The sequence below is a fragment of the Acinetobacter sp. 479375 genome, assembly GCF_000581715.1.
Classification (GTDB): domain Bacteria; phylum Pseudomonadota; class Gammaproteobacteria; order Pseudomonadales; family Moraxellaceae; genus Acinetobacter; species Acinetobacter ursingii.
This window is the reverse complement of record NZ_JEZN01000008.1, coordinates 102,855-123,168: the sequence shown is the minus strand read 5'-3', so window position 1 is coordinate 123,168 and position 20,314 is coordinate 102,855. Positions and strand designations below refer to the sequence as shown.

General features: G+C 41.9%; 22 protein-coding genes, 1 other RNA gene and 2 pseudogenes. 7 read left to right on the top strand and 18 right to left on the bottom strand.

Annotated elements, in window-relative coordinates; translation table 11 throughout:
- Positions 1-6 precede the first annotated feature (6 nt).
- Positions 7-411, bottom strand: a complete 405-nt coding sequence (locus J500_RS09090) for a YraN family protein (RefSeq protein ID WP_004998707.1) — start codon at positions 409-411, stop codon at positions 7-9.
- A 12-nt stretch (positions 412-423) separates the two neighbouring features.
- Positions 424-1,362 (bottom strand): penicillin-binding protein activator, encoded by a 939-nt coding sequence (locus J500_RS09085; RefSeq protein ID WP_004998709.1) that lies wholly within the window; start codon positions 1,360-1,362, stop codon positions 424-426.
- 12 nt (positions 1,363-1,374) lie between these two features.
- On the opposite strand from J500_RS09085, the gene rsmI reads away from it, so the two are divergent.
- Complete coding sequence (gene rsmI, locus J500_RS09080) at positions 1,375-2,217, top strand: 16S rRNA (cytidine(1402)-2'-O)-methyltransferase (RefSeq protein WP_004998711.1); 843 nt, start codon at positions 1,375-1,377, stop codon at positions 2,215-2,217.
- 101 nt (positions 2,218-2,318) lie between these two features.
- On the opposite strand, the gene J500_RS09075 is transcribed toward rsmI, so the two are convergent.
- The 5 genes from J500_RS09075 to J500_RS09055 all read right to left on the bottom strand — a co-directional run bounded on the left by J500_RS09075 (position 2,319) and on the right by J500_RS09055 (position 7,224).
- Positions 2,319-2,573: a hypothetical protein gene (locus J500_RS09075; RefSeq protein WP_004998714.1), complete on the bottom strand. Its 255-nt coding sequence runs from the start codon at positions 2,571-2,573 to the stop codon at positions 2,319-2,321.
- Positions 2,574-2,746: 173 nt separating this feature from the next.
- Positions 2,747-3,979, bottom strand: a complete 1,233-nt coding sequence (locus tag J500_RS09070; protein ID WP_004998717.1) for an FAD-dependent monooxygenase — start codon at positions 3,977-3,979, stop codon at positions 2,747-2,749.
- Positions 3,976-5,151: an FAD-dependent monooxygenase gene (locus J500_RS09065; RefSeq protein ID WP_034699250.1), complete on the bottom strand. Its 1,176-nt coding sequence runs from the start codon at positions 5,149-5,151 to the stop codon at positions 3,976-3,978. The genes J500_RS09070 and J500_RS09065 overlap by 4 nt, the downstream gene beginning before the upstream one ends.
- 56 nt (positions 5,152-5,207) lie before the next feature.
- The gene (gene pepP, locus J500_RS09060) at positions 5,208-6,533 is read right to left on the bottom strand and encodes a Xaa-Pro aminopeptidase (protein WP_004998721.1); all 1,326 of its coding nucleotides are present in this window, start codon (positions 6,531-6,533) and stop codon (positions 5,208-5,210) included.
- Between the two features lie 58 nt (positions 6,534-6,591).
- Positions 6,592-7,224: a UPF0149 family protein gene (locus J500_RS09055; RefSeq protein ID WP_004998723.1), complete on the bottom strand. Its 633-nt coding sequence runs from the start codon at positions 7,222-7,224 to the stop codon at positions 6,592-6,594.
- A gap of 64 nt (positions 7,225-7,288) precedes the next feature.
- Between J500_RS09055 and J500_RS09050 the strand changes: the two genes are divergently transcribed.
- From J500_RS09050 to J500_RS17880, 6 genes and pseudogenes are all read left to right on the top strand, one after another.
- Entirely contained in the window at positions 7,289-7,861 is a 573-nt protein-coding gene (locus J500_RS09050; protein WP_004998724.1) for a hypothetical protein, read from the top strand.
- On the top strand, positions 7,858-8,142 hold the full coding sequence (locus tag J500_RS09045; RefSeq protein ID WP_004987106.1) for a cell division protein ZapA: 285 nt from the start codon (positions 7,858-7,860) through the stop codon (positions 8,140-8,142). The genes J500_RS09050 and J500_RS09045 overlap by 4 nt, the downstream gene beginning before the upstream one ends.
- Before the next feature lie 102 nt (positions 8,143-8,244).
- A non-coding RNA gene (gene ssrS, locus J500_RS16980) (6S RNA) lies at positions 8,245-8,430 on the top strand.
- Between the two features lie 138 nt (positions 8,431-8,568).
- Positions 8,569-8,955 (top strand): annotated as a pseudogene (locus tag J500_RS09040) (Arm DNA-binding domain-containing protein); the annotation flags it as partial.
- Positions 8,956-9,035: 80 nt separating this feature from the next.
- Positions 9,036-9,266 (top strand): annotated as a pseudogene (locus J500_RS17385) (integrase core domain-containing protein); the annotation flags it as partial.
- Between the two features lie 161 nt (positions 9,267-9,427).
- Positions 9,428-9,607 carry a hypothetical protein gene (locus tag J500_RS17880; protein WP_080633180.1) on the top strand — a complete coding sequence of 60 codons (180 nt, stop codon included), beginning with the start codon at positions 9,428-9,430 and terminating at the stop codon, positions 9,605-9,607.
- Positions 9,608-9,857: 250 nt separating this feature from the next.
- Here J500_RS17880 and J500_RS16920 read toward each other — a convergent pair whose 3' ends face one another.
- From J500_RS16920 to J500_RS08975, 11 genes are all read right to left on the bottom strand, one after another.
- Positions 9,858-11,186 carry a hypothetical protein gene (locus J500_RS16920; protein ID WP_004998727.1) on the bottom strand — a complete coding sequence of 443 codons (1,329 nt, stop codon included), beginning with the start codon at positions 11,184-11,186 and terminating at the stop codon, positions 9,858-9,860.
- Positions 11,183-11,512 carry a hypothetical protein gene (locus tag J500_RS09025; protein WP_004998732.1) on the bottom strand — a complete coding sequence of 110 codons (330 nt, stop codon included), beginning with the start codon at positions 11,510-11,512 and terminating at the stop codon, positions 11,183-11,185. The genes J500_RS16920 and J500_RS09025 overlap by 4 nt, the downstream gene beginning before the upstream one ends.
- A 10-nt stretch (positions 11,513-11,522) precedes the next feature.
- Positions 11,523-12,911, bottom strand: coding sequence for a hypothetical protein (locus J500_RS16915; RefSeq protein ID WP_052024129.1), 1,389 nt, complete (start codon positions 12,909-12,911; stop codon positions 11,523-11,525).
- Positions 12,912-13,445 (bottom strand): hypothetical protein, encoded by a 534-nt coding sequence (locus J500_RS09015; protein WP_034699237.1) that lies wholly within the window; start codon positions 13,443-13,445, stop codon positions 12,912-12,914.
- Positions 13,445-14,494, bottom strand: coding sequence for a baseplate J/gp47 family protein (locus J500_RS09010; protein WP_004998741.1), 1,050 nt, complete (start codon positions 14,492-14,494; stop codon positions 13,445-13,447). Before J500_RS09010 ends, J500_RS09015 begins: the two co-directional genes overlap by 1 nt.
- A 1-nt stretch (position 14,495) precedes the next feature.
- Positions 14,496-14,858, bottom strand: coding sequence for a phage GP46 family protein (locus J500_RS09005; RefSeq protein WP_004998743.1), 363 nt, complete (start codon positions 14,856-14,858; stop codon positions 14,496-14,498).
- Between the two features lie 8 nt (positions 14,859-14,866).
- Positions 14,867-15,343: a phage baseplate assembly protein domain-containing protein gene (locus J500_RS09000; protein WP_004998745.1), complete on the bottom strand. Its 477-nt coding sequence runs from the start codon at positions 15,341-15,343 to the stop codon at positions 14,867-14,869.
- Complete coding sequence (locus J500_RS08995) at positions 15,340-16,395, bottom strand: phage baseplate assembly protein (protein ID WP_004998749.1); 1,056 nt, start codon at positions 16,393-16,395, stop codon at positions 15,340-15,342. Before J500_RS08995 ends, J500_RS09000 begins: the two co-directional genes overlap by 4 nt.
- Positions 16,385-17,572, bottom strand: coding sequence for a DNA circularization N-terminal domain-containing protein (locus tag J500_RS08990; RefSeq protein ID WP_004998751.1), 1,188 nt, complete (start codon positions 17,570-17,572; stop codon positions 16,385-16,387). The genes J500_RS08995 and J500_RS08990 overlap by 11 nt, the downstream gene beginning before the upstream one ends.
- 76 nt (positions 17,573-17,648) lie before the next feature.
- Positions 17,649-19,760 (bottom strand): phage tail tape measure protein, encoded by a 2,112-nt coding sequence (locus tag J500_RS08985; RefSeq protein WP_004998752.1) that lies wholly within the window; start codon positions 19,758-19,760, stop codon positions 17,649-17,651.
- A gap of 218 nt (positions 19,761-19,978) precedes the next feature.
- Positions 19,979-20,302 (bottom strand): hypothetical protein, encoded by a 324-nt coding sequence (locus J500_RS08975; RefSeq protein ID WP_004998754.1) that lies wholly within the window; start codon positions 20,300-20,302, stop codon positions 19,979-19,981.
- Positions 20,303-20,314 lie beyond the last annotated feature (12 nt).

Here is a 20,314-nt window from a genome sequence, read left to right as displayed (position 1 = left end):
CTCTGGTTACAAAGTAAATGCATTTTCAATCCATTGCTGATCATATCGAAGTTTAGAAAAATCTTGCTGTACTGTTTTTGCAATTTTCTGTGGAAAATCAAAACAAATTACATCAAAACGACAATAAAACTGATCATAGGCTGGATGACATATCAAAAAATATTCAGCAGTACGAATAATTTTGCGTTGTTGAGTAGGACGAATCATCTCATTGGCCTGTCCATAGCCACCCAATGAACGTGCTTTAACCTCAACAAAAACAAGTTCCTGACCTCGCTCTACAATTAAATCCACCTCTCCAAATCGAGAATGAAAATTTTGCGTCACCAGTCGAAAGCCCTGTTGTTGTAAAATGACCATTGCTTGCTGTTCCGCCCATTGACCGAGTGCATGTTGGTGATTGGCTGTCATGGATACGCTTCGTTATTGAAGTTGTAAAATGTTATTTTTTTGTTTTTGATAACAATGCGGAATTCGTGTCACTCGTTGCGCATTCACATCCAGATCGCCTGTACGCCCTTGTAATGTGAAATTTTGAATTTTTGGGGTTTTTAAATAAAGTTCCGCGAGCATCCATGCATCCGCTCCAAAAGCAATCAGGCGCTGATACGGCATACTGACAGGCTGCCGCAAATAAGCCTGTGCAACATCATCCCACTGATGTTCGTATAAAGCAGGAACATCACAAAATTTTAGCCCATTTGGAATCGGCTGATTTTCCTCAATAGCAGTTGGTTGCGCATACACATTATTTTTAGGTAGATGAGAAAGCTGATTCATCCACGCATCATCTCCCAAGAGTAATAATCCCTGCCCCTTTTTAAGCTTTTTAGGTATCTCTTCAACCACTTCCACAGATTGACCAAACTGCGACATAATCGACATCAGATACAACTCACTGTCCTGCTCTCGACCTGTTTGGCGCAATACAAGCAACTGTGAAACTTTGTCTTTTTGCATAATCTGTTTCAAGGCATAAGCATCATCTTGCTTGGACAAACTAAACTGGATCACGTTAGGTGATTGCGTTTCAACTTCATTTAAAGCCAAAACTCGGACTTTGGGATTAATCGCGACAATTTGCTCTACTTCATTTTTAGCCAATGGTCCAACAATCAACTGGGTTTTCTTATTAAGATGTTTAGCCAGAATGGTTTTGATCGTTTTTTTATCAGAATTGATAAATTTAAGCGGTACTTTATCTTCAGACAGTGCATACGCACTCATAAAACCAGACTTAATACTGCTTGTGGCTCGCGCCATAGGACCCGATTCGGGGAGAATGACCAACACTTCAGCTTGCGCTTGAGATATAAAAGCTGCGACACACGCCAGCAGCCATCTTTTTTTATTATTCAACATGGAGTAAACCTTATGAGTGCTCAGTTATTTGTTGTAGCAACCCCAATTGGGCACTTGGATGACATGACCTTTAGGGCAATTGAAATTCTAAAATCAGTTTCTATTGTGGCAGCAGAAGACACACGTCAATCTGCGCAGTTATTTAAACATTATAATATATCTACTCCACTTACTGCATGCCATGATCACAATGAAAGTAACAAAATTAATCAGCTGATCGACACCCTCAAATCAGGAAAAAATGTTGCACTGATTAGTGATGCAGGAACACCATTGATCAGTGATCCAGGCTTTAAACTGGTACGCGCCGCGCAGGAAAACCATATTCGAGTCACACCTGTTCCGGGTGCATGTGCTGCAATTGCTGCGCTAAGTGCTGTTGGTTTGCCCAGTGACCGTTTTAGTTTTGAAGGTTTTTTATCATCTAAAGCATCGCAGCGCATCGGCCAGCTCGAAAAGCTAAAGGATGAAACCCAAACTCTAATTTTTTATGAAGCACCTCATCGAATTTTAGATTGTGTCAAAGATATGGCGACTATTTTTGGTGAAGATCGGCCAGTGGGTTTTGCTCGTGAAATTACCAAGACCTTTGAAACCATTAAGAAAATGACCTTAAAAGATTTGGTCAAATTTATTGAACAAGATCATCATCAGCAAAAAGGCGAGATTGTACTGGTGGTTGCTGGAAATCCTGAACAGAAAGATCTCGATCAGGAAAAACTGGATCAGTTGCTCAAACGCTTATTACAGGATTTATCGGTTAAAGCGGCTTCTCAGTTGGCAGCAGATTTAACAGGCATCAAAAAGAAAGTGGCTTATCAGCGCGCATTGGAACTGACTCAAGATCAGGTTTGAGCTAGTACAACTAACACGCTAAACAAGACAGTTTCACCTTTAGCCAATACAACTTAGTGAATCGCTAAAGGTAAAAAGCATCACCGAGGTGATGCTTTTTATTAGTGTCTTGCCTCTTCATCGGCAGGCACTTCAGTAATTTTTCCACCTTTGGCTAAAAAGGCTGCAATTTCATCTTCAAGTGCCTGACGTTGCTTTTGCTTTGCAGTTACCGTAAGGCTTTCAGCTTCGGCAAGATCAGCATCACTTAAGTTACCGCCTTCTTCGCTATCACTGGCACCACGTTCAGCCGCTTTGGCTTCATCTTCATCGACTGCTGAATCTTCAGCTTCATCATAATCATTTGCATCTGTCATTTTCTGCTCCCCATCATGATCAGTAAATGTTTTATGAAACTCATCATAAATTATGAAGAAATGTAGCAATCTCTTTCGCATTCGCAAAGAGGCTTTTGCGCCATATTCGTATTTTTTTTAACCATATTAGTAATAATATATAAATGATTGTTTAAAAAATATCTACTTTCTCATTAAATTGCATATCGCGTATTTTTCAAACTAGATAAACCACTGGCTTGTTGCATAAATACATCTTTGAATAAAGCAGATCGATTCACCTGACTCAAACCATAATTTCGCGCAAAAATAAGCGGTCTAAGTTCGGAACTTTCTAACCAGCCAATTGCAGACATACTATGCATCATTGCTGCATTTTGGCCCTTACGTTCATGTTGATAACGAGCCAAAGTCTGCTCATGCGCCCAGACACCACGCTGAAGATCATGGAGTAAGACATCGCACAAGACTGCGGCATCCAGACAGCCAATATTCACGCCCTGTCCTGCCAAAGGATGAATCACATGCGCAGCATCCCCAATCAAGGCCAGACCTGCTTTCACATAATGCTGTGCCGAACGGGCTTTAAGCGGGAATTGCGCGCGAGATCGAACATCGACCACTTCACCCAGCATATGCTGGCTTTCACGGGTTAAAAGCTGCATAAATTCAGCATCGCTTAACTCTGAATATTCCTCGGCATAATCATCGGGCAATGTCCAGACGATCGATTGCCAAAGACCATTTTCCTGATCATTCAGACTCGCCATCGGTAAATACGCCAACGGGCCTGTTGGCAAAAAGATTTGTCTTGCAACATATTGATGAGGTTGAGTGGTTTTAATGGCACAACTGATCGCTGCTTGATGATAGTCCAATACATCCAAACCAATATACGCCTGTTCACGAACAAAAGAGTTCGCGCCATCTGCCCCAATCACTAATTTTGTTTTTAAAATCTGACCATCTGCCAGTTCAATTGACCAACCTTGCACCTGCTGTTCAACGCGAACGACTTTGACCTGAGTGCGGTAGTCCTTAATCTGCTCAAGCATTTTCTGTTGAATCACTAGATTGAGTAAGCTTGGCTCAACCATTGAACCTAGAGCTTGATCGGGTCTAGGAAAAGCGGTCGAGACATGACCAAATTCTATTTCGCCATAGCCATTTTTATTCCAGACATGCATGCCTGTATAAGGCATCTGTCTAGGTAAATCATCCCAAACCTCAACCGATTTCAGCAAATGAATGGTCGCCTGACTCAGTGCCAAAACACGTGGATTTAAAGTATTTTTGACCTGTTCTGGATCAAGTACAGGGGCAGCATCCAACACCGTGGCTTGCACACCGCCTTTGGCAAGTAATAAAGCAGTCAAACCACCGACTAACCCACCACCGACAATTACCACATCGAGAACATCACTCATGCTTTTAATCCCATGGCATAATTGGCGACTAAAGGTTTAATTCCCGGAATCACATCAAACGCGACCAATCCCGTATTGCGTAGTAACTTTAACACTGGATTTTGATTGCTAAAACCACGCACTACAGAATCACAGAATTTAATCACACGCTGTTGATCTTTTAAGCGAGATTGTTCATACGCCAGTAAATTTGCAGGATCACCGATATCATCCGATTGAGTTAGATGTTGAGTGATAAAGCGGACTAATACATCCGCGTCACGTAGGCATAAATTAAACCCCTGCCCCGCCACTGGGTGAATGGTATGTGCTGCATTGCCCATTAATACCACACGACCAACCGCCTGCTTGTGTGCCAAAACCTGTGACAATGGATAACTAAATCGTTTGCCGGTTTTTTCGAATTTTCCAGCGCGATCGCCATACGTCTGCTGTAATGCATCTAAAAAATGCTGATCGTTTTCTTCACCTAACCATTCTGCTTCTGTGCCTTTTTTGACAGGCCATACCACAGAACGGCGATATTCTCCTGGTAATGGCAACAAGGCTAATGGCCCCAGCGCACTAAAACGCTCAAAGCCGACATGCTGATGTGGTTTTGAGGTCTGCACCGCCGTCACAATCGCCACCTGATCATAATCATGTACATCGACCCCAACGCCAATCGCCTGCCGACAAAATGAATCACGACCATCCGCTGCGATGAGTAATTTGCTTTGGAGTTCTAAGATTTCCTGATCGCGCTTTGCCTGAACACTGACTTGCTCGTGATCTTGTTGAAGCGAAATGACTTCTACACCATCAATCAGTTCAATCAGGGGTTGCTGACGAACTTGCGTCAACAGCACTCTGCCTAACCATGCATTTTCAATCACTTGGCCAAAGCTTTCGACTTTTTCCTGCTCTGCCACTAAACGCGCCTTACCAAAACTGCCTTGTTCTGTGATATGCACCTGTAAAATAGGCGTTGCATGTTGTTGCAAAGCATCCCAAAGACCAAGCTGTTGATAAATCATGACACTACGACGTGATAACGCGGTATTTCTGGCATCAAAACTGGAGTGATACGGTGCAAGCTGATCATCGTCATAATTCGGGTAACGAATCGCTTCTAACAGTTGAACAGCGATATTGTATTTGGCCAGCATCAGCGCCAAACTTAACCCCACCATTCCCCCACCGACAATAATGACTTTTTGCACAGTAAAACTCCTCAATCGATTTATCGTTATACTTTGGCTTGCGCCATGAGTTGCTCAATGTCGTCAATTTCTTTGACCACAGCACTCGTTAAAACCCGTGGCCCTTGAGCCGTAGCAACCACATCATCTTCGATACGAATCCCAATACCACGCCATTTTTGCTCTACAGTTTCATCATCAGGCGCAATATACAGTCCCGGTTCAACCGTCACCACCATACCTTCTTCATACGGTCGCCATTCATTTTCTTTTTTATAATTCCCGACATCATGCACGTCCATGCCCAACCAGTGACCTGTTCCATGCATATAAAACTGGCGAAACGCTTCGTTTTCAATTAACTCATCCAACTCACCTTTGAGCAAGCCCAAATCCAGTAAACCTTGGGTAAGAATACGCACAGCCACTTCATGCGGTTCACGATAAGAATTGCCCACACGAACCGCATCAATGGCAGCATACTGAGCTTTTAACACCACCTCATAAAGTGCTTTTTGTTCAGGGCTAAATTGACCATTCACAGGGAAAGTTCGAGTAATATCGGATGCATAACATTGATATTCACAAGCAGCATCGATCAGCACCAAATCACCATCTTTCAGTGCTTTGTCATTTTCGACATAATGCAAGATACAACCATTTGCTCCACCCCCAACAATACTATTGTACGATGGCACACAACCATGCTGTCCGAAGATATAATTCAGTTCAGCTTCTAACGCATATTCCATCATTTCAGGTCGAACTTTTTGCATGGCACGAGTATGCGCAGCAGCACTGATATCCGATGCAATTTGCATCAGTTCAATTTCTTGCTTGGACTTAATCAAACGCATTTCGTCGACGATACGATCCAATTGCAAAATTTGCGATGGCGCACCATTGCCACGACGCTGCTGAGCATCTGCGTGTTTAATCCATTGACTCACACGTGCATCAAACTCAGCACGATGACCAATGCGATAATAAAGTCGTTCTTTATTTAATAGTTTTTCCGCAATCTCTTCATCGAGCAGATCAATCGCATAGGCTTCATCTGCATCATAGTCTTCAATCGCGCCATCAATCCCCGCACGATAACCATTCCAGATTTCCATTTCACGGTTTCGTTCACGGCAAAACAAACTATAGGTGTAATCATCCACCGTATCGAAAGTTTCAATGACCGCCACAGCTTCAGGTTCAGCGAAGCCTGTTAGATAGAAAAAACTGCTATCGGCACGGAATTTGTAGTCTGCATCACGGTTACGATAGGCAACAGGACTGGTTTCAATAATGGCAATACTGTTTGGCCCCATGTGTTGAGCGAGGCGGTCTCGACGAAGTTCAAAATCTGCTTGAGTCAATTTCATGAGGCTATAAGTCTTTAATTATCAAGTGGTAAAAAATTTAAACGCTCACATCGCCCAATTAGCTTGGACGATGCGGTGTAAACATTTCAACGATGCTTTGGTTATCTTTTCGTGCAGGATCGTTTTGGCTCTTGGCATGAAAGTTTTTGAGTAATGAACTTTCTTGTACTGGAATTTTTTTACGTCCCATTGACAGGCTTACAGGAATTAAACGAACAAATTCATACAGTTCTTCGTAACTATTTTCACCCTCTTCGTCATCATCTGAATCTTCAAACTCAACGGCAGCAACATCCTGTAAATGCTCAATCAATTCCATTTCATCACTGCGAATATGACCTGATGCCAATCCAAAGCCAAGTACCACACCCGCGCTCCAGTCTGCCAAGGCCTGAACACGTTCTTGCAAAGAATGCTCATCATCAGGAAGCATAGGTAAATAATCCAGTTCATCTTCGGATAAGGCATGTGCTACATCTTCTGCTTCATCACTAAGCAGTGCAAGTGCTTCATCACTTAATTGAGGAACATTAAGTGTATTTAAAATTTGTAACCATTCATCACGACTTGGTGCTTCGGTGACACAAACGATGCCCGTTAGTAAGCCATGAAGCTCACTTGGGCTTGAAATCTCCTCAATTCCGTTAAAATTTGTGAACCATTCATTCCAACCTGAAATATCGTCTTGCATTCGCTTATCCAATCTCTATACTTCGTATATATTACCTTTGATTGCAATTCTGTGCGACTACGTTATGTTAGAACAATTACAGCGTCTACAGGCGCATATTGGCGTTTTGAAAACGCGTTTACATCACCTTGAAAGTGAAAATGAGTCACTGACTCAAAAAAAGCAACAAGATGAAGAGCAGCATCATGCTCAAATTGTGCAAAAAAATGGGATCATCACCTCCAAACAGGAAGAAGTCGATCACCTGTCTGAACAACTTTCCCAGTTACAAAATCAATTTCAGCAACTCAATACCGATGCCACAGCCCTTGCTGATCGTTATAGTCGTTTGGAAAAAAGTTGTACTGATCTTAAAAATCGTTTTCAGGAAATTTTGGCAGAACGTAATGATTTACGTGTGACTAAAGAAAAATTGCAATTACAGCAAAAGCATTCTCAGCAAGAGTTACACGACATCCAACAAGATCGCGAACGTCTACTTCAAAAAAATGAACTCGCCAAATCTAAAGTCGAGGCGATTATTCAGCGTTTGGCTATTTTAGGTACAGAACAAGATCAACATACGCAGGAAATTCAACAATTGGCTGATCCTAGTGTTGAAAATAGTGTAGATAATCAAGAGGAGATTCAATCATGAGTGAACAGGTGATGGTTGAATTGCGTCTAATTGAACAAACTTTTCGCTTAGCTACAACGGCCTCTGAAAAAGAAGAACTTGAACGCGCAGGGCAAATGCTCAATGAGAAATTTAATGAAATGCGTCGCAATGCACCGCGTGTCGAACACAATAAATTAGTGATTATGGTGGCGTTACAACTGATGCAAGATGTGCTGAGTATGAACAAATCACTTCAGGAATATGCACACTGTGAGCGTTTACTTGAAACAATATTAAACGATGTCGAACAAATTGTATAAACAAGACAGTGGTATCGAGCAAAGCTTCACCATTTGAAAACTAACTTTACATAACGATTGCTGCAATGGATTGTCATCGACCAAAGATCGGTTATACTTAAACTGTCTCTGGGATGTTCGCCAGCGCGTCTGATTCCCCTGAGCCGATACTATCTTTTTAGGATAGCGTTCTGCGTATTTAGAGCGTATGCCTGTCCTGTGCAGGAAACCCAGCAAGTACGCGTCGCTTCCACCTTGAACTTAAGGGTTCAAGGGTAAAGACATTGCAGCGGCATCTTCGGAGGCATTTTTAATTTTATATAACAATAATTTAGATAAAGACCTCATCTCAAAACCACCCATATTCTCTTCAAAAATAGACCCTTAATAGACTTCATAATTATTGTGTTGTATCGTTAGAAATTGCTTATCATTGCTATAACTGAAATGGCCAATCATATTAAATTTAAAAAATCAGCAATAGATTCAATCCCACTTTGTCAGGATAAACAAGTTTTCTATCGAGATACTGCGACAATAGGATTTGGTTTGTGCGTCGGTAAGACAAAAAGCTATTTTGCAGAAAAGAAGATGCCAAATGGCAAATCAAAGCGCAAAGTGATAGGAAAGCACGGCGTTTATACACTTGAGCAAGCCAGAGCTGAAGCTAAACGTCTACTTATTTTAATGGATGAAGGAGTAGACCCAGTTCAACAAAAAAAGCAGGTTCGCGTTAATTCTCTTTCTAATCAGGAACTATCTAGGTTAATTCCAACAGTTGCTGAAGCTTATATACTTTACAAGGATAGAAGACCTTTATCAAAGGACTCAATCTATTATTGGACTGTCAACACTCTCCTAGACAAATATCGTCTATTCTTTTTGCATAGGAGAGAACATTATGAGTGGACAGGGACTCATACGATAATGCTTTAGCTGAAACGGTAAACGGTTTATACAAAACAGAGGTGATTGAATATCTAAAAGCAGATTGGCAAGGTTTAGTAGATGTAGAACTTGCGACATAAAACTGGGTGGATTGGTTTAATAAAAAGCGTGTACATAGTGCTCTAGGTTATGTATCACCATTTGAGTTTGAAGCAATGTACTATGATAAGATTAACCCGTTAGGTCAGGTAGCCTAACTCAAATAAAAATATCTCCGACAAACCCAGTACGGTTCACACCGCGGATGCTGAAAAAGCCAGCCAAGTTTCGCCTGAATTGATGTATATTATCTTTCAACATTGGAGTGAAAGTTGCTTTATATAACGAAAGGTGACGGTTTTTCGCTGATGAGCGCGATATTCAGATATATAAAAGAGTTCATTGGACATCATCAGATGATTTAGCACAAAAATACGATTTAAGCGTGGTCTACATCTACAGAATCGTAAAACGCATGACAGCAATTGGAAAAGCCTTTCAAATTTCATCCAACAATATCCTAAAAAATCCCACAATTATCTATTACTTATATTATTAGATATCACAGACTAATATTCTTTGATCATCATCAATAAAAAATAAATGGTAATTATTATCATTTATATTTAATATACATATACCTTAGCAATCGTTTTATGCGAGGCTCTTAAATGAAAGAAGCCCATACATTTATTCAAGATCATAATGAATGTTTTAGTTGTCTCTGATGCGCGCCGAGATAATTTAGTCAAAATTTCGAGATAATTAACACTAAAAAGCTTTTCATCATGTGAAAAGCTTTTTTATCTTTATATGAGTTTACCAAGACAAACCGCAGGCATCCTGTATTGATTTGCAGCTAAAACCCCCGACATGATAAGTGTGAATGCTGGCGATATTGTGTTAGCTCTTGTCTTTAAAATTGATGAGTATGCTGGTGGATACATGCCGCCTGCTGCATTTGAATATGCAAATAAATTGACGTACGGGCCGTGATTGTAAGTAATAGTTGGTGAGTATGTAAGCCCCTCAAGTGTGAACACCGCATTATTAATAGAAACTAAGTCAAGACCCTCTTGAACACCTTGATCTTTTGTCACAACCAAACCCCTTATCCATAGATTACCATTTATTTTACTCAGCTCTATTTTTGTTAAAGTTGTATTTACATTAGCGTGAAAAACAGTACCAGATAATGATTTAACATCAACCCACACTGGCTCAGTCGCTTTTGCATTAATCTGGGCTTGCAGCTTACCCAACATCTGCCCCAACGTATCAGTAGCAGCTAAAGCCGTATTCGTACCAAGCTGATAAGCACTATATACAACATCAAAAATCTTAGATTGACCTGTTAAGCTAGAAAATAAGCCAGATAATGCAACTGGGGCAACATCTGCACTTTGTAATGCTGTATCAGCTTTATTGCCCTGCGCCGCTGTTGCTGCACCTAATGATTGAGCTGTGATCTGACTCACAAGCTGCTGTGCTGTACCAAGCTTTTCAGCACCAATATTAGTACGCGCATTCTCTTTCTGAATCTCAGTCAAGGCTTGAGTCGCAATATCGAAACGTACTCGATTTGCAACTGACTGATTTAAGCTTTCAATCAAGCCTTGTTCATTCTGAATTGCTGTTGCCAACTCATAAATTGTATTAAGTGCTTCAGGTGCAGAACCGACTAGATTCGCAATCTGTTGATTTACATAAGCCTGATCTGCTTTGGTATCGACTAATTGTGATAACAGTGCAAGAGCTTGAATATCGGCTTTAGTCAGCAATGCTAAACGATTCTGTTCAATCTGTTGCTGTGCTTGTTCAAAATCAATTTGATCAGTTTTTGTTGAAATTTTTAACTCGTTTGTCTGAGCCAAAGTGCGCACTGACTCGATTTCACTTTCCAATGCTATTTTAGCTGAAGCGACAGAACCAGAAGGCTCGGCATTAATATCAGAAGCATTTAAAACTACAGTTCCAGTTTTACCGTTGACTGAATAAATGCTACCAGATCCAGCAGAGGCAGGATGTGTAATCATTGCACCAAAAGGCACATTCATCACTATTTCAGGATTTTTAACTTTTTCTACGACAGGAATTGGGCTGTTATTCCAGAAGACTCGTAATGCAATATTGCTCATGCTGTAATGCTCCGAACAATTCTGAACGAAATATTCTGCGAGTGACGAACGTTGCCATTCATCACAAGTTTGATATCCATTTGCGCTGTACCTTCTTTCCAGCTTTCTGTCTGAGAAACAGGCACTTCAAGTAAAATCATGCCTTTATCTTGCAGTTGATCTGGATAAATCGTGACTTGTGGCTCTGCAATTGTTTGATTTTGAGCATTGATAATTCGAGCTGTAAGGATCATATCTGAAGTGATCATCATGCCTTGATCGAGTTCAGTGTCATAGAACTGGATCGGTACTGCAAAACTATCGCCGATTTTAAAGATTGGATTCATAGCTCACCTATTAAGAAGTCGTCACTAGGGCAAAGCCAATACCGCCATCATCCCCATAATTGCCTGAATTTTTCCAGCCAATACCACGTCCACCAACCACAAGTGACATTGTTATTGAAGCTTCAGAGTTATTGGTAAACTGTACTTGTACACGTCCACCTGAACCGCCGCCACCGCCATACGACCATTTTTCATCGCCGATGCCCCAAGCACCCGCGCCGCCGCCATTCAAAGTACCGATACTGGACGCAATACCAGTTGCACCTTCTTGGCGATTCCAGCGAGAACCAATGACCGCAGCATTACCAGACTGATTGGCAAGGATACTAAAATTAGCATCGGCAACAATATTGTTTGTACCGCCTGTACCTGCTTCACCATTGAAAAAATACGAGCCATTACCCCAACGTCCACCTGTACCGCCTGTACCGCCACCCACTGTGATTACATTGGATGCATTCGTTAAAACGATATTGCCGCCATCTGTACCCGAACAATTTGGATCTCCACCTGTATAAATCGAACCGCCACCGCCTGCGGCAAACATATCAATCGTAATTGTTTGATTGGCTTCAACTGTGAGCGTATGCGAACCTTCGTAGTATGTTTTTTGACCCTCTGGATATTTACTTGTATCCATGATCAAAACCGCCACTTGTTTATTCGGTATATAAGTCAATTGGAATGTGAGTGTTTGATTACCTTCCGTCTTATTGTCCGCAATAATGTCCAGTGTTTTTGTGACCTTGCCAGTAGCATCAATAATGAATTGACCAGAAAGTGCTGAAGGTGAAATATCATCTGACTGAATCCCAGTAATAACCCAATCAACAGGCGTTCCAGCCGCCAATCCCGTCGTTTGCAATGTGAACGTGACTTGACCACCTTCATCGACTACCGTTTTATTCGATGTCAGTTGGTAAGTTGGCCCAGTTGCGCCATCTGCTAGTCGTTGCCAGATTCTTGTCGTCGCGGTTTGAAACGATGATCCAGAACTAATACCTGAAATCGCACCTAGAGCATCACCTTGTGAACCCACACCTTGAGGCACATACGGCCATAACACCCACGTGGTTTCATAGCCAAAAAATGACTTTAACGCCAATGCTGGATTGTAATCTGTGTTATTTGAACCGTGCCATGAACCGACATGATATATGGCACTGGCCAATGTTTTTAACTGAAAGCGAATGGCTTGATAAAGTTGAGAATTGTCTTGCGGATCAAGCTGAATATCCGATTGCTCTATCACATTCGCATTTTCTTCTTGCATTGTATTGAGCCAAGATGGACTGACATAGGTTGCATCAACACCAGCCAGATCATCATTGGCATGAAATCCTGCTTTGCCTTGTCCATTGACATCCTGACGGGCATTAATCGTATCAATTCGCTTCATCTATATCTCCACAACATCAATTCTAAGAAATGCAGGTAAATAGTTTTTAATAATGCAGGCCATATCTGCATTGAGTGGCGTTCTAACGACTAATTTGACTTTGTAACGTAGAACTTCAGTATTTACGGCTGAATCACTTGGATCTGTACACTTAAAAGGCTTAAATTTGACTAATTCAACCAGTTCAATTCCAAAAATCTGTAGAAGCTGCTCGACATAAGTTCGATTCAAAACATTGGTGGTATGTCTGATCCAGTTGATAATTGCCAAACGCTCTTCAAATAAACGATTGACGTTAGTCTGACACTTCAGCGGTAGTCCGTAGTCTCGTTCATACTCATCAATCAATTCAGGCGGAATAGTTTCCAGCAGGTTCAATAGACGCTTGGCATCCAGATCGGCTTGAGCCAATGCCTTAGCATGACCATAAATATCCAGTTGAATATTGGTATTTTTGGATGTGTCATATCCGCCAACAGGTAAAAGCTGACGCAGTACTTGCACATAAAGCTGAGTCGTTTCTTCTAAAGTCATCATGCCGCGCTCACTGTCAAAGTCCCAAGCCGCAACCAATAGGTGTACATCCAATTCACAATAGGCACGATATTCGACGATGGTGATAGTTGAACGTCGGTCACATTAATCACAGCAATAATTCGAGAACTCAAAACATTCGCTTGATAAGCTTCAGCTGGCGCAAGTTCTGCAAAGTAATCTCGAATAACTTGGCGTACCGTGTTTAGATCAACACCGACACCTGACACGATGGCTGACACTGGTACAAACTGTTCCGTCGGTGCATACACTCTGCAATCTGCCCAAAATCCTGCATATTCATCTAAAGCGGTTTGAGCTGTGGCCAACAAAACTGAACTTGGTAAAGTCGGTGGATTACCAACCGCGGTAATTGCGACATCCATCGATCCAAGTCCACTACGTTTTGGATAAACATAAACATCCTGTACACCAGAGATGTCCTTCATGAAAGCTTTTAGATCAGCAGATCGGTCACGCGATAAACCTAACTGTTTACGTTCAAGCAAACGTGCGCGCCATGCTTCCAGTTCTTCAGTATCAGAACCACCGCCAATGGAAACTACGTCCGCAGTACCTTTTAGCCCAGCTGCTGGACTGACCCACATTAATGATGTGCCAGTATAATTCCATGCCGAACCCACTTGATCGGCAACAACATTGATTTGTGCAGGAACATTGGCTGATAAATTGATTGTAGTGACAACACTCCAGTAATGACCTTTACCATCGGTCAATTTGGTTCCAGCAACAATGGTCAAATTAATATTCGATGTGGCCGTAACGGTACCTGAAGCATTTGTACCACCGTTCCGAGGTAAGCCGAGTTCTTCAGCATGTATATAAAGGAAAGGTTCATCGGCTGTTGCAACGAATAACTGACGCTGAATATAAGCCTGATGATGATATAAACCTTCAATGACAGAAGCCGTACCTGTGGCACGAATACCAGCATCCGAATCAGATGTAATCGTCAGACCCGTACCATTCCGAATCTCTTGAACGATCAAATTATAAAGCTGGGTGTAGGTTTTAATCGAATATGCCATATCAACCACCCACTGGTACAAAGTACTGGATGGTTTGCTTATCACCCGTTAAACGGATGACATCAATCGCAAGATCCACACGGCTTTTCGCACTTTGAGTCGCATTGACCACAATGGATTGAAAGCGCGACGGGACTAAATCAAAAAGTGCTTCTTCAGCATATTGTTTTGCAAGCAAGACATTACGCGCCAAATCTTTTGAGCGTTTCAGCAAATAAAAACGATTGCCCAGATTCGGATCAGCCCAGTATTTACCACGATGGATATTGAGCCGTTGGCAAACACACTGCACGTCGTCATTGATAAACGCAGCATCAAGACTCATCAACACATAATCTTTTGTTTCTAAATTAATATTCGCCATAGTTTCACCTACATCTGCGGAGTTGGTTGAGGCGTATTGCCATTGTGGTGCTGGTTATAAATGTCACGCATGTCCTGCATTGAACCTTTCTGATCCGATACATCACCAGTTGATGAGATATTGCCGTCAACGAACAAATCACCAGCCACGTGTGTACCGTCTTCCTTTAGCCAGACTGAATGCCCGTACTGGTCATAAATACAGGTTTCGCCTGACTCAACATTGATGACAACATTGCCTGCGGTGGTAGCTACCACAATCGATTTTGCTGTTTTCCCCTGAAGTGGAATGACCACCACACGTGCGCCTTCAGGAATATGAGAGCTAAAGCCAATTTGCTGAAATAGCTCAACTTCTTGCAGCGTTTCATCCGCATAACCCGTAAGCTGAAGAACGTCTGAACCACCACGCGCCACGATGCCTTGAAATGTCTGACGAATTTGTCCCATTGCTTTTTTAACCTGTTGCGAGACTGCTCCCATCATGACTTTTTCTCCTTATGCACAAGTGGCTGCGCCCAATCGCCTTGGCGTTTTAATAAAAGTTTGGTGGTTTTACCGCCTGAGCGAGAGAGCATAAAAGTACGGCCAATCACTGCCCATTTAGCTGTCCCGTGGGTAATGGCGTTGGTTTCTAAATTGACGTAACAGCCTGTTGACCAGAGCTTGCCATCAACGAGCCAATCAGAAACGGTGACTGTTAGGGTGTACGCCTCAAAGTCATTGTCTTTTTTAATTTTTGTAAGAGCTGCATCAGCTTCTGCTTGAGTTTCAACATCACCCAAAGTCACGATTTTGAGTCGGTTATAACTGTATTGAGTCGTTGCTGTAGTTTCAGACAAAACATGCTGACCTTTGCCATCCTGACTTAAAACTTTGAACTGTGTGAATACGTTAGAAACGTCATTGTCATAGCTCAGTGATAAGACATTGTTTGAATTGTCTACAGGCTTGATCAAACGCAATGCTGTTTGCACCTGATAAGGATGAGCAAACGGATCGCCAATATTTAAGGTGGCATCTGGATCGAGCCAAACATGTTGGCCAGTAACTGCTGCGGCTTTGGCAATCGCATCCCAAAGCGACTCACTCGGCTCAACTGAAACTTTATTCTTCAGCCAGCTATTATTTTGAATTTTGACGTTGGAAAAGAGTGAACCCAAGTCACCAGACAACACATATTTACCTAGCAACTCTTCTAAAGTAAGTTGGCGTCCATTGAATATAGGCACTGAGCAATCAATCAACTGACCCGCCAAATCACGGCCAGAAATTTGTAGACCATAACCATCGCGGCTCACCGCTTCAGATACACGATCAGCAATCGAAGTCAGAATCAGTTGACCTGCATAATAAAGCTGGACTTTAACTCCACCCTGAATTGAATCTGGCAGTAATAAACCATCTTGTTGAAACACAGTCAGATTCCAGTTTTCGGCAGGCGTATCGATCTGACTATCAACCGAAACTTCATCCCATTGGGTAATTGCTACACCGCCTATCACCAGCTTAATTTCATTGCCGTTATTATCTTGCATAGACAGTCAACTCCATGCCAGTGAGCAAAATTGCAGGATTTTGTAAATCAGGATTTAAACGACGAATCTCATCTGCACGGCTAAAATCTTGATACAGTTGGTGTGCCAACCAATGCAACGTACACGGCACAATTACCTTCGTTGTGGTAATCGGTGGACGTGTTTGAATCAATTCCTGAATCTGAAGATGAACCGTGTCAGCCAACTCTTTATAGACTTGGATTTGCGTGACCGCAGTAAATGCGACATCGATTTCGCTTTGTGAGCGTTCTGCATTGATCGCGGTTTGAATTAGTTGCCGATTTTGTTGCCGCACTACAGCCAAATCAATTGGCGTTAGACTGACGTCATTGTTCAGTGCCATTTCACTGCGAACATTGGCAATTACTTGCTGAGTCACTGCTACGGTTGCAGCAACCTGTGTTGCACGCCAAACTTGCTGAAGTTGAGCTGGAGAACCGTCATCCTGAAAAAGCTTTTCAAAACGACCAACCCGATTGACCAAATCACGCCATTTTGAAATCGCGGATATTGAAGTATCAAAAGTCACCAGTTTACTGACATCATCAATTAACCCAACAAGATAAGTTTTAGGCTCTAAAATATTTTCAATTGTGGTTTTGCTTAGACCTAGATAGCTTCGAGCCGTATTGATGCCATTGCGGATATTATTGACGACAGTAAAAAACTGGTTATCGTCACTAAGCTGAAGCTTTTCTAAATATGTTTTTAAACCGTTGGCTGGTGCTTCAATAATGTTGGCTGGATCAATCGAAGTCGGTGTGACGACTGGAATAAATAATTGATCTTTTTTGCCATCTGCCCGAATAAACTCAAGTGACACAGTGCAGAAATCAGGATTTTCAGCATCATGATGCACGGTATGATTCACAGCATAAACTTGCATCACACCGTCAATCGGGTGAATCAACTCACCCGAACCCGTCGCATCCATTGCTGCGACAAGCGCATCTAAATAATTTTTATAATCTGAACCTGAAAATACAGCATTGATTGAAATTTTACGTGGGTCATTGCCCATGTCTTCGACTGAAGCGCGGTCTGAATAGGGCGACTGTTTAATGGATAAAGATTTTGATGAAGTCGTATCGGTGGTCGTACACTCAAAATGTACTCCACGAAAGCTTGCATCTTGTAAATCAGTATCCCAGCCCATAAAAAAACCTCATATTTATGAGGTTAATTCTTACAAATTGACGGTTTTAGATCAGGCGGAAATGTTTCCATCAAATTTATTTGACGATCATATAAGGTGGTGGCGCACCGTGGCGTTTTTCTTGTTGTTGGACATTTTGAGAAATGCCATCAAGTAAAGAGCCACCAAAATTAAAGGTAGGTTTGTTTTGACCTGTCACATTAATTAATGTGCTTAATTTTCCGATCATATCTCGACTTAGTTGGTTTTGCTGCTGTTGCTCAGCAATTTGCTGTTGCAACAGGGCTTGCTGTTCTTTACTTTTATCAATTGCTTGCTGAACAAAATCAGGACTTTCACCACCAGAGCCTATACCGATTTTAGAAAGCATATTAGAAATGAAATTATAACCCGCATCATCATAAGGCTTAATGAATTGAGAACCTGCATAAGCTGCGCCTACTAAGCCTGCTGCTGGAGCTGCTGAAGATACACCAGCACCAACGCGGGTTGTGAGTTTTCCAGCACCAGTTACGGCAGCAGCACCTTTACCAGAGAGTACTGTGACAGCACCTGTACCAACTGCAATTGTTCCAAGTGCAACAGCAGCCCCATAAGCACTTGCAGCAAGCTTTTCATTATTTGATGCCCATTCACTGACTCTTTGTTTTGCATTACCAAGTGAATCAGAAAGCTGATCATACATTTTTGACTGCGCAAAAAGTTTTTCCTGATTAAAAGCAATATCTTTTGCCCATTCAGTTTGACTCACCATTTGATAATCTGAGTTAACTGCTCCAGCAGACTGATGAAGTTCACCTGTGATCTTCGTTAAATTTTCCTTTTGATATGAAACAGCATAGGCAGCCATAAGTGCCTGACGATCTGCAATAATTTTACCAATTTCACTACCACCAGCAATATTAATCATGTCTTCAATAGCCTGTTTACGATCAGCGCTATTTGATGAGTTTTTAGCTTTTTCTTGTAACGCTTGATATTGTTTATTGCCTGCAAATTGGCGTTCTAAGAGCTTCATAAAAGCCTCTACACCATATACACCTTGTCCACGTTGCTGAATTGCATAAGTACTCCAATCAAATACTGCATGCGGCTTTTTCTTACCTTCGATGCGAGTTGGATCTCCGCTTTGAACTTTAACTTCATCGCCAATCGATTTACTAAATTCACGACTTGAAAGTTTAGTCAGTAAATTAACCAAGTTATTACCAGCCTCGTCAGTAGTTGCTGCTGTAGTCATTGCGACCTGATTCATTCCAACCAGTTGAATAAAGCCTTCACGTCCTGAATAACCAATAGAACGTGCTGCTGCCATTTGTTGTGCAAGCCATTTAGCCTGATCTTTATATTCAAACGATCCTAATTGACCACCACGAACAGCAATGTCATGACCTTCCTGAAGATTTGTTATACCAAAATCCTGCATACGTGTTGTGAGTGTAGCAGCATCATTTGCACTAGCATTTGTAGAAAATGCTGTTTTAACAGCAACATTCAAAGCCGTTTGAACATTATTTAAATCATATTTTCCTGAAGCGATTAATGTATTCGCAGCTTCAGCAGCATCTTCACGTGTACCACCGCCACCGCGTACAGCTCCTTTAATGTATTCATTTAATTGGCCACGTGCCGCTAAACGCGCAGCAGTTGGCATACCTTGTCCACCTGTTGCTGTTGCAGCAATATATGTAAGCTGTTGATCGTAATCACGTGGTTTCTGAAGAACATTTGACGCATACATACCTGCCGCAGCAACGCCACCAACAACCGCAGTTCCTTTCTGTAACAATCCCATCGATCCAGCTGTCTGCTGCACATGTTGCTGTGTGCGCTTACTTGATTGCTCAATCTGCTTTGTCCAGTTTGCAAGTTGTTGAGCAGAAGCAACATTTTGCTTATAAAGCTGGCTCTGTAACTTGGTCTGAATCGATTGCTGCCGTAGCACATTCTCAAGCATTTTGTTGGTGCGTAGCAGTTGATCCCCAGCACGGGCAGTGTTGATCGTTTCACGTGTACCAGCCTTGGCCGTATTTACAAACTTAGTCTGAGCATTACCGATCTGTGTCCACTGCTGATTAATTTTTGTCGTTGCAGTCACTTGCTGATCAGAGATACGCTTCATCTCTTGCGATGCTTGCTGACCCTTAATCTGAAGCGTTAAGGAAACAGTGGTATTTCGATTGCTCATAGACTAAACCTTTGGCTTTGAAAATTTACGCTTGGTGGCAACATATGTGATGCCTTCAGAATGAGGCACGTTAGATTGTGCAGGGGCTCCGTTAGATTCTTTTGGTTTTCGCTGATGAGTATTATCAAGCCGCTCATCACTTAAAAGCGCGATGGCCATATCAAGCGGCATTTGAACTGCATCATGATATGGCACACCGATCTGAAGCAATGCCCGAATTATTCTGGCTCCGCCTCTGAACTCTCGGCTGCTTCCTTTGCATCCAGTTCTGCGCGTTTTTCTCGTAAATAATCCAGATTTGCACGTGAAGAATTCCCAAGCATGTCATAGGTAATTTCATGCTCTTTACCATCTGCATCAATCAGTTTCGTCATGATCGCCAAGTCAGAGATAGCTACATATTGAATCTCAGTTATACTAGCCTGAGCTTGTATATACTCAATCGCAGTCATCTGACGCATCACGATTTGCTTACTTTTAATCTCTGTTTGACCGTCTAACTTTTTTAACGCAACAGGTAAAGTGCCTTTAACTTGAATCATGTTCTAGTCCTT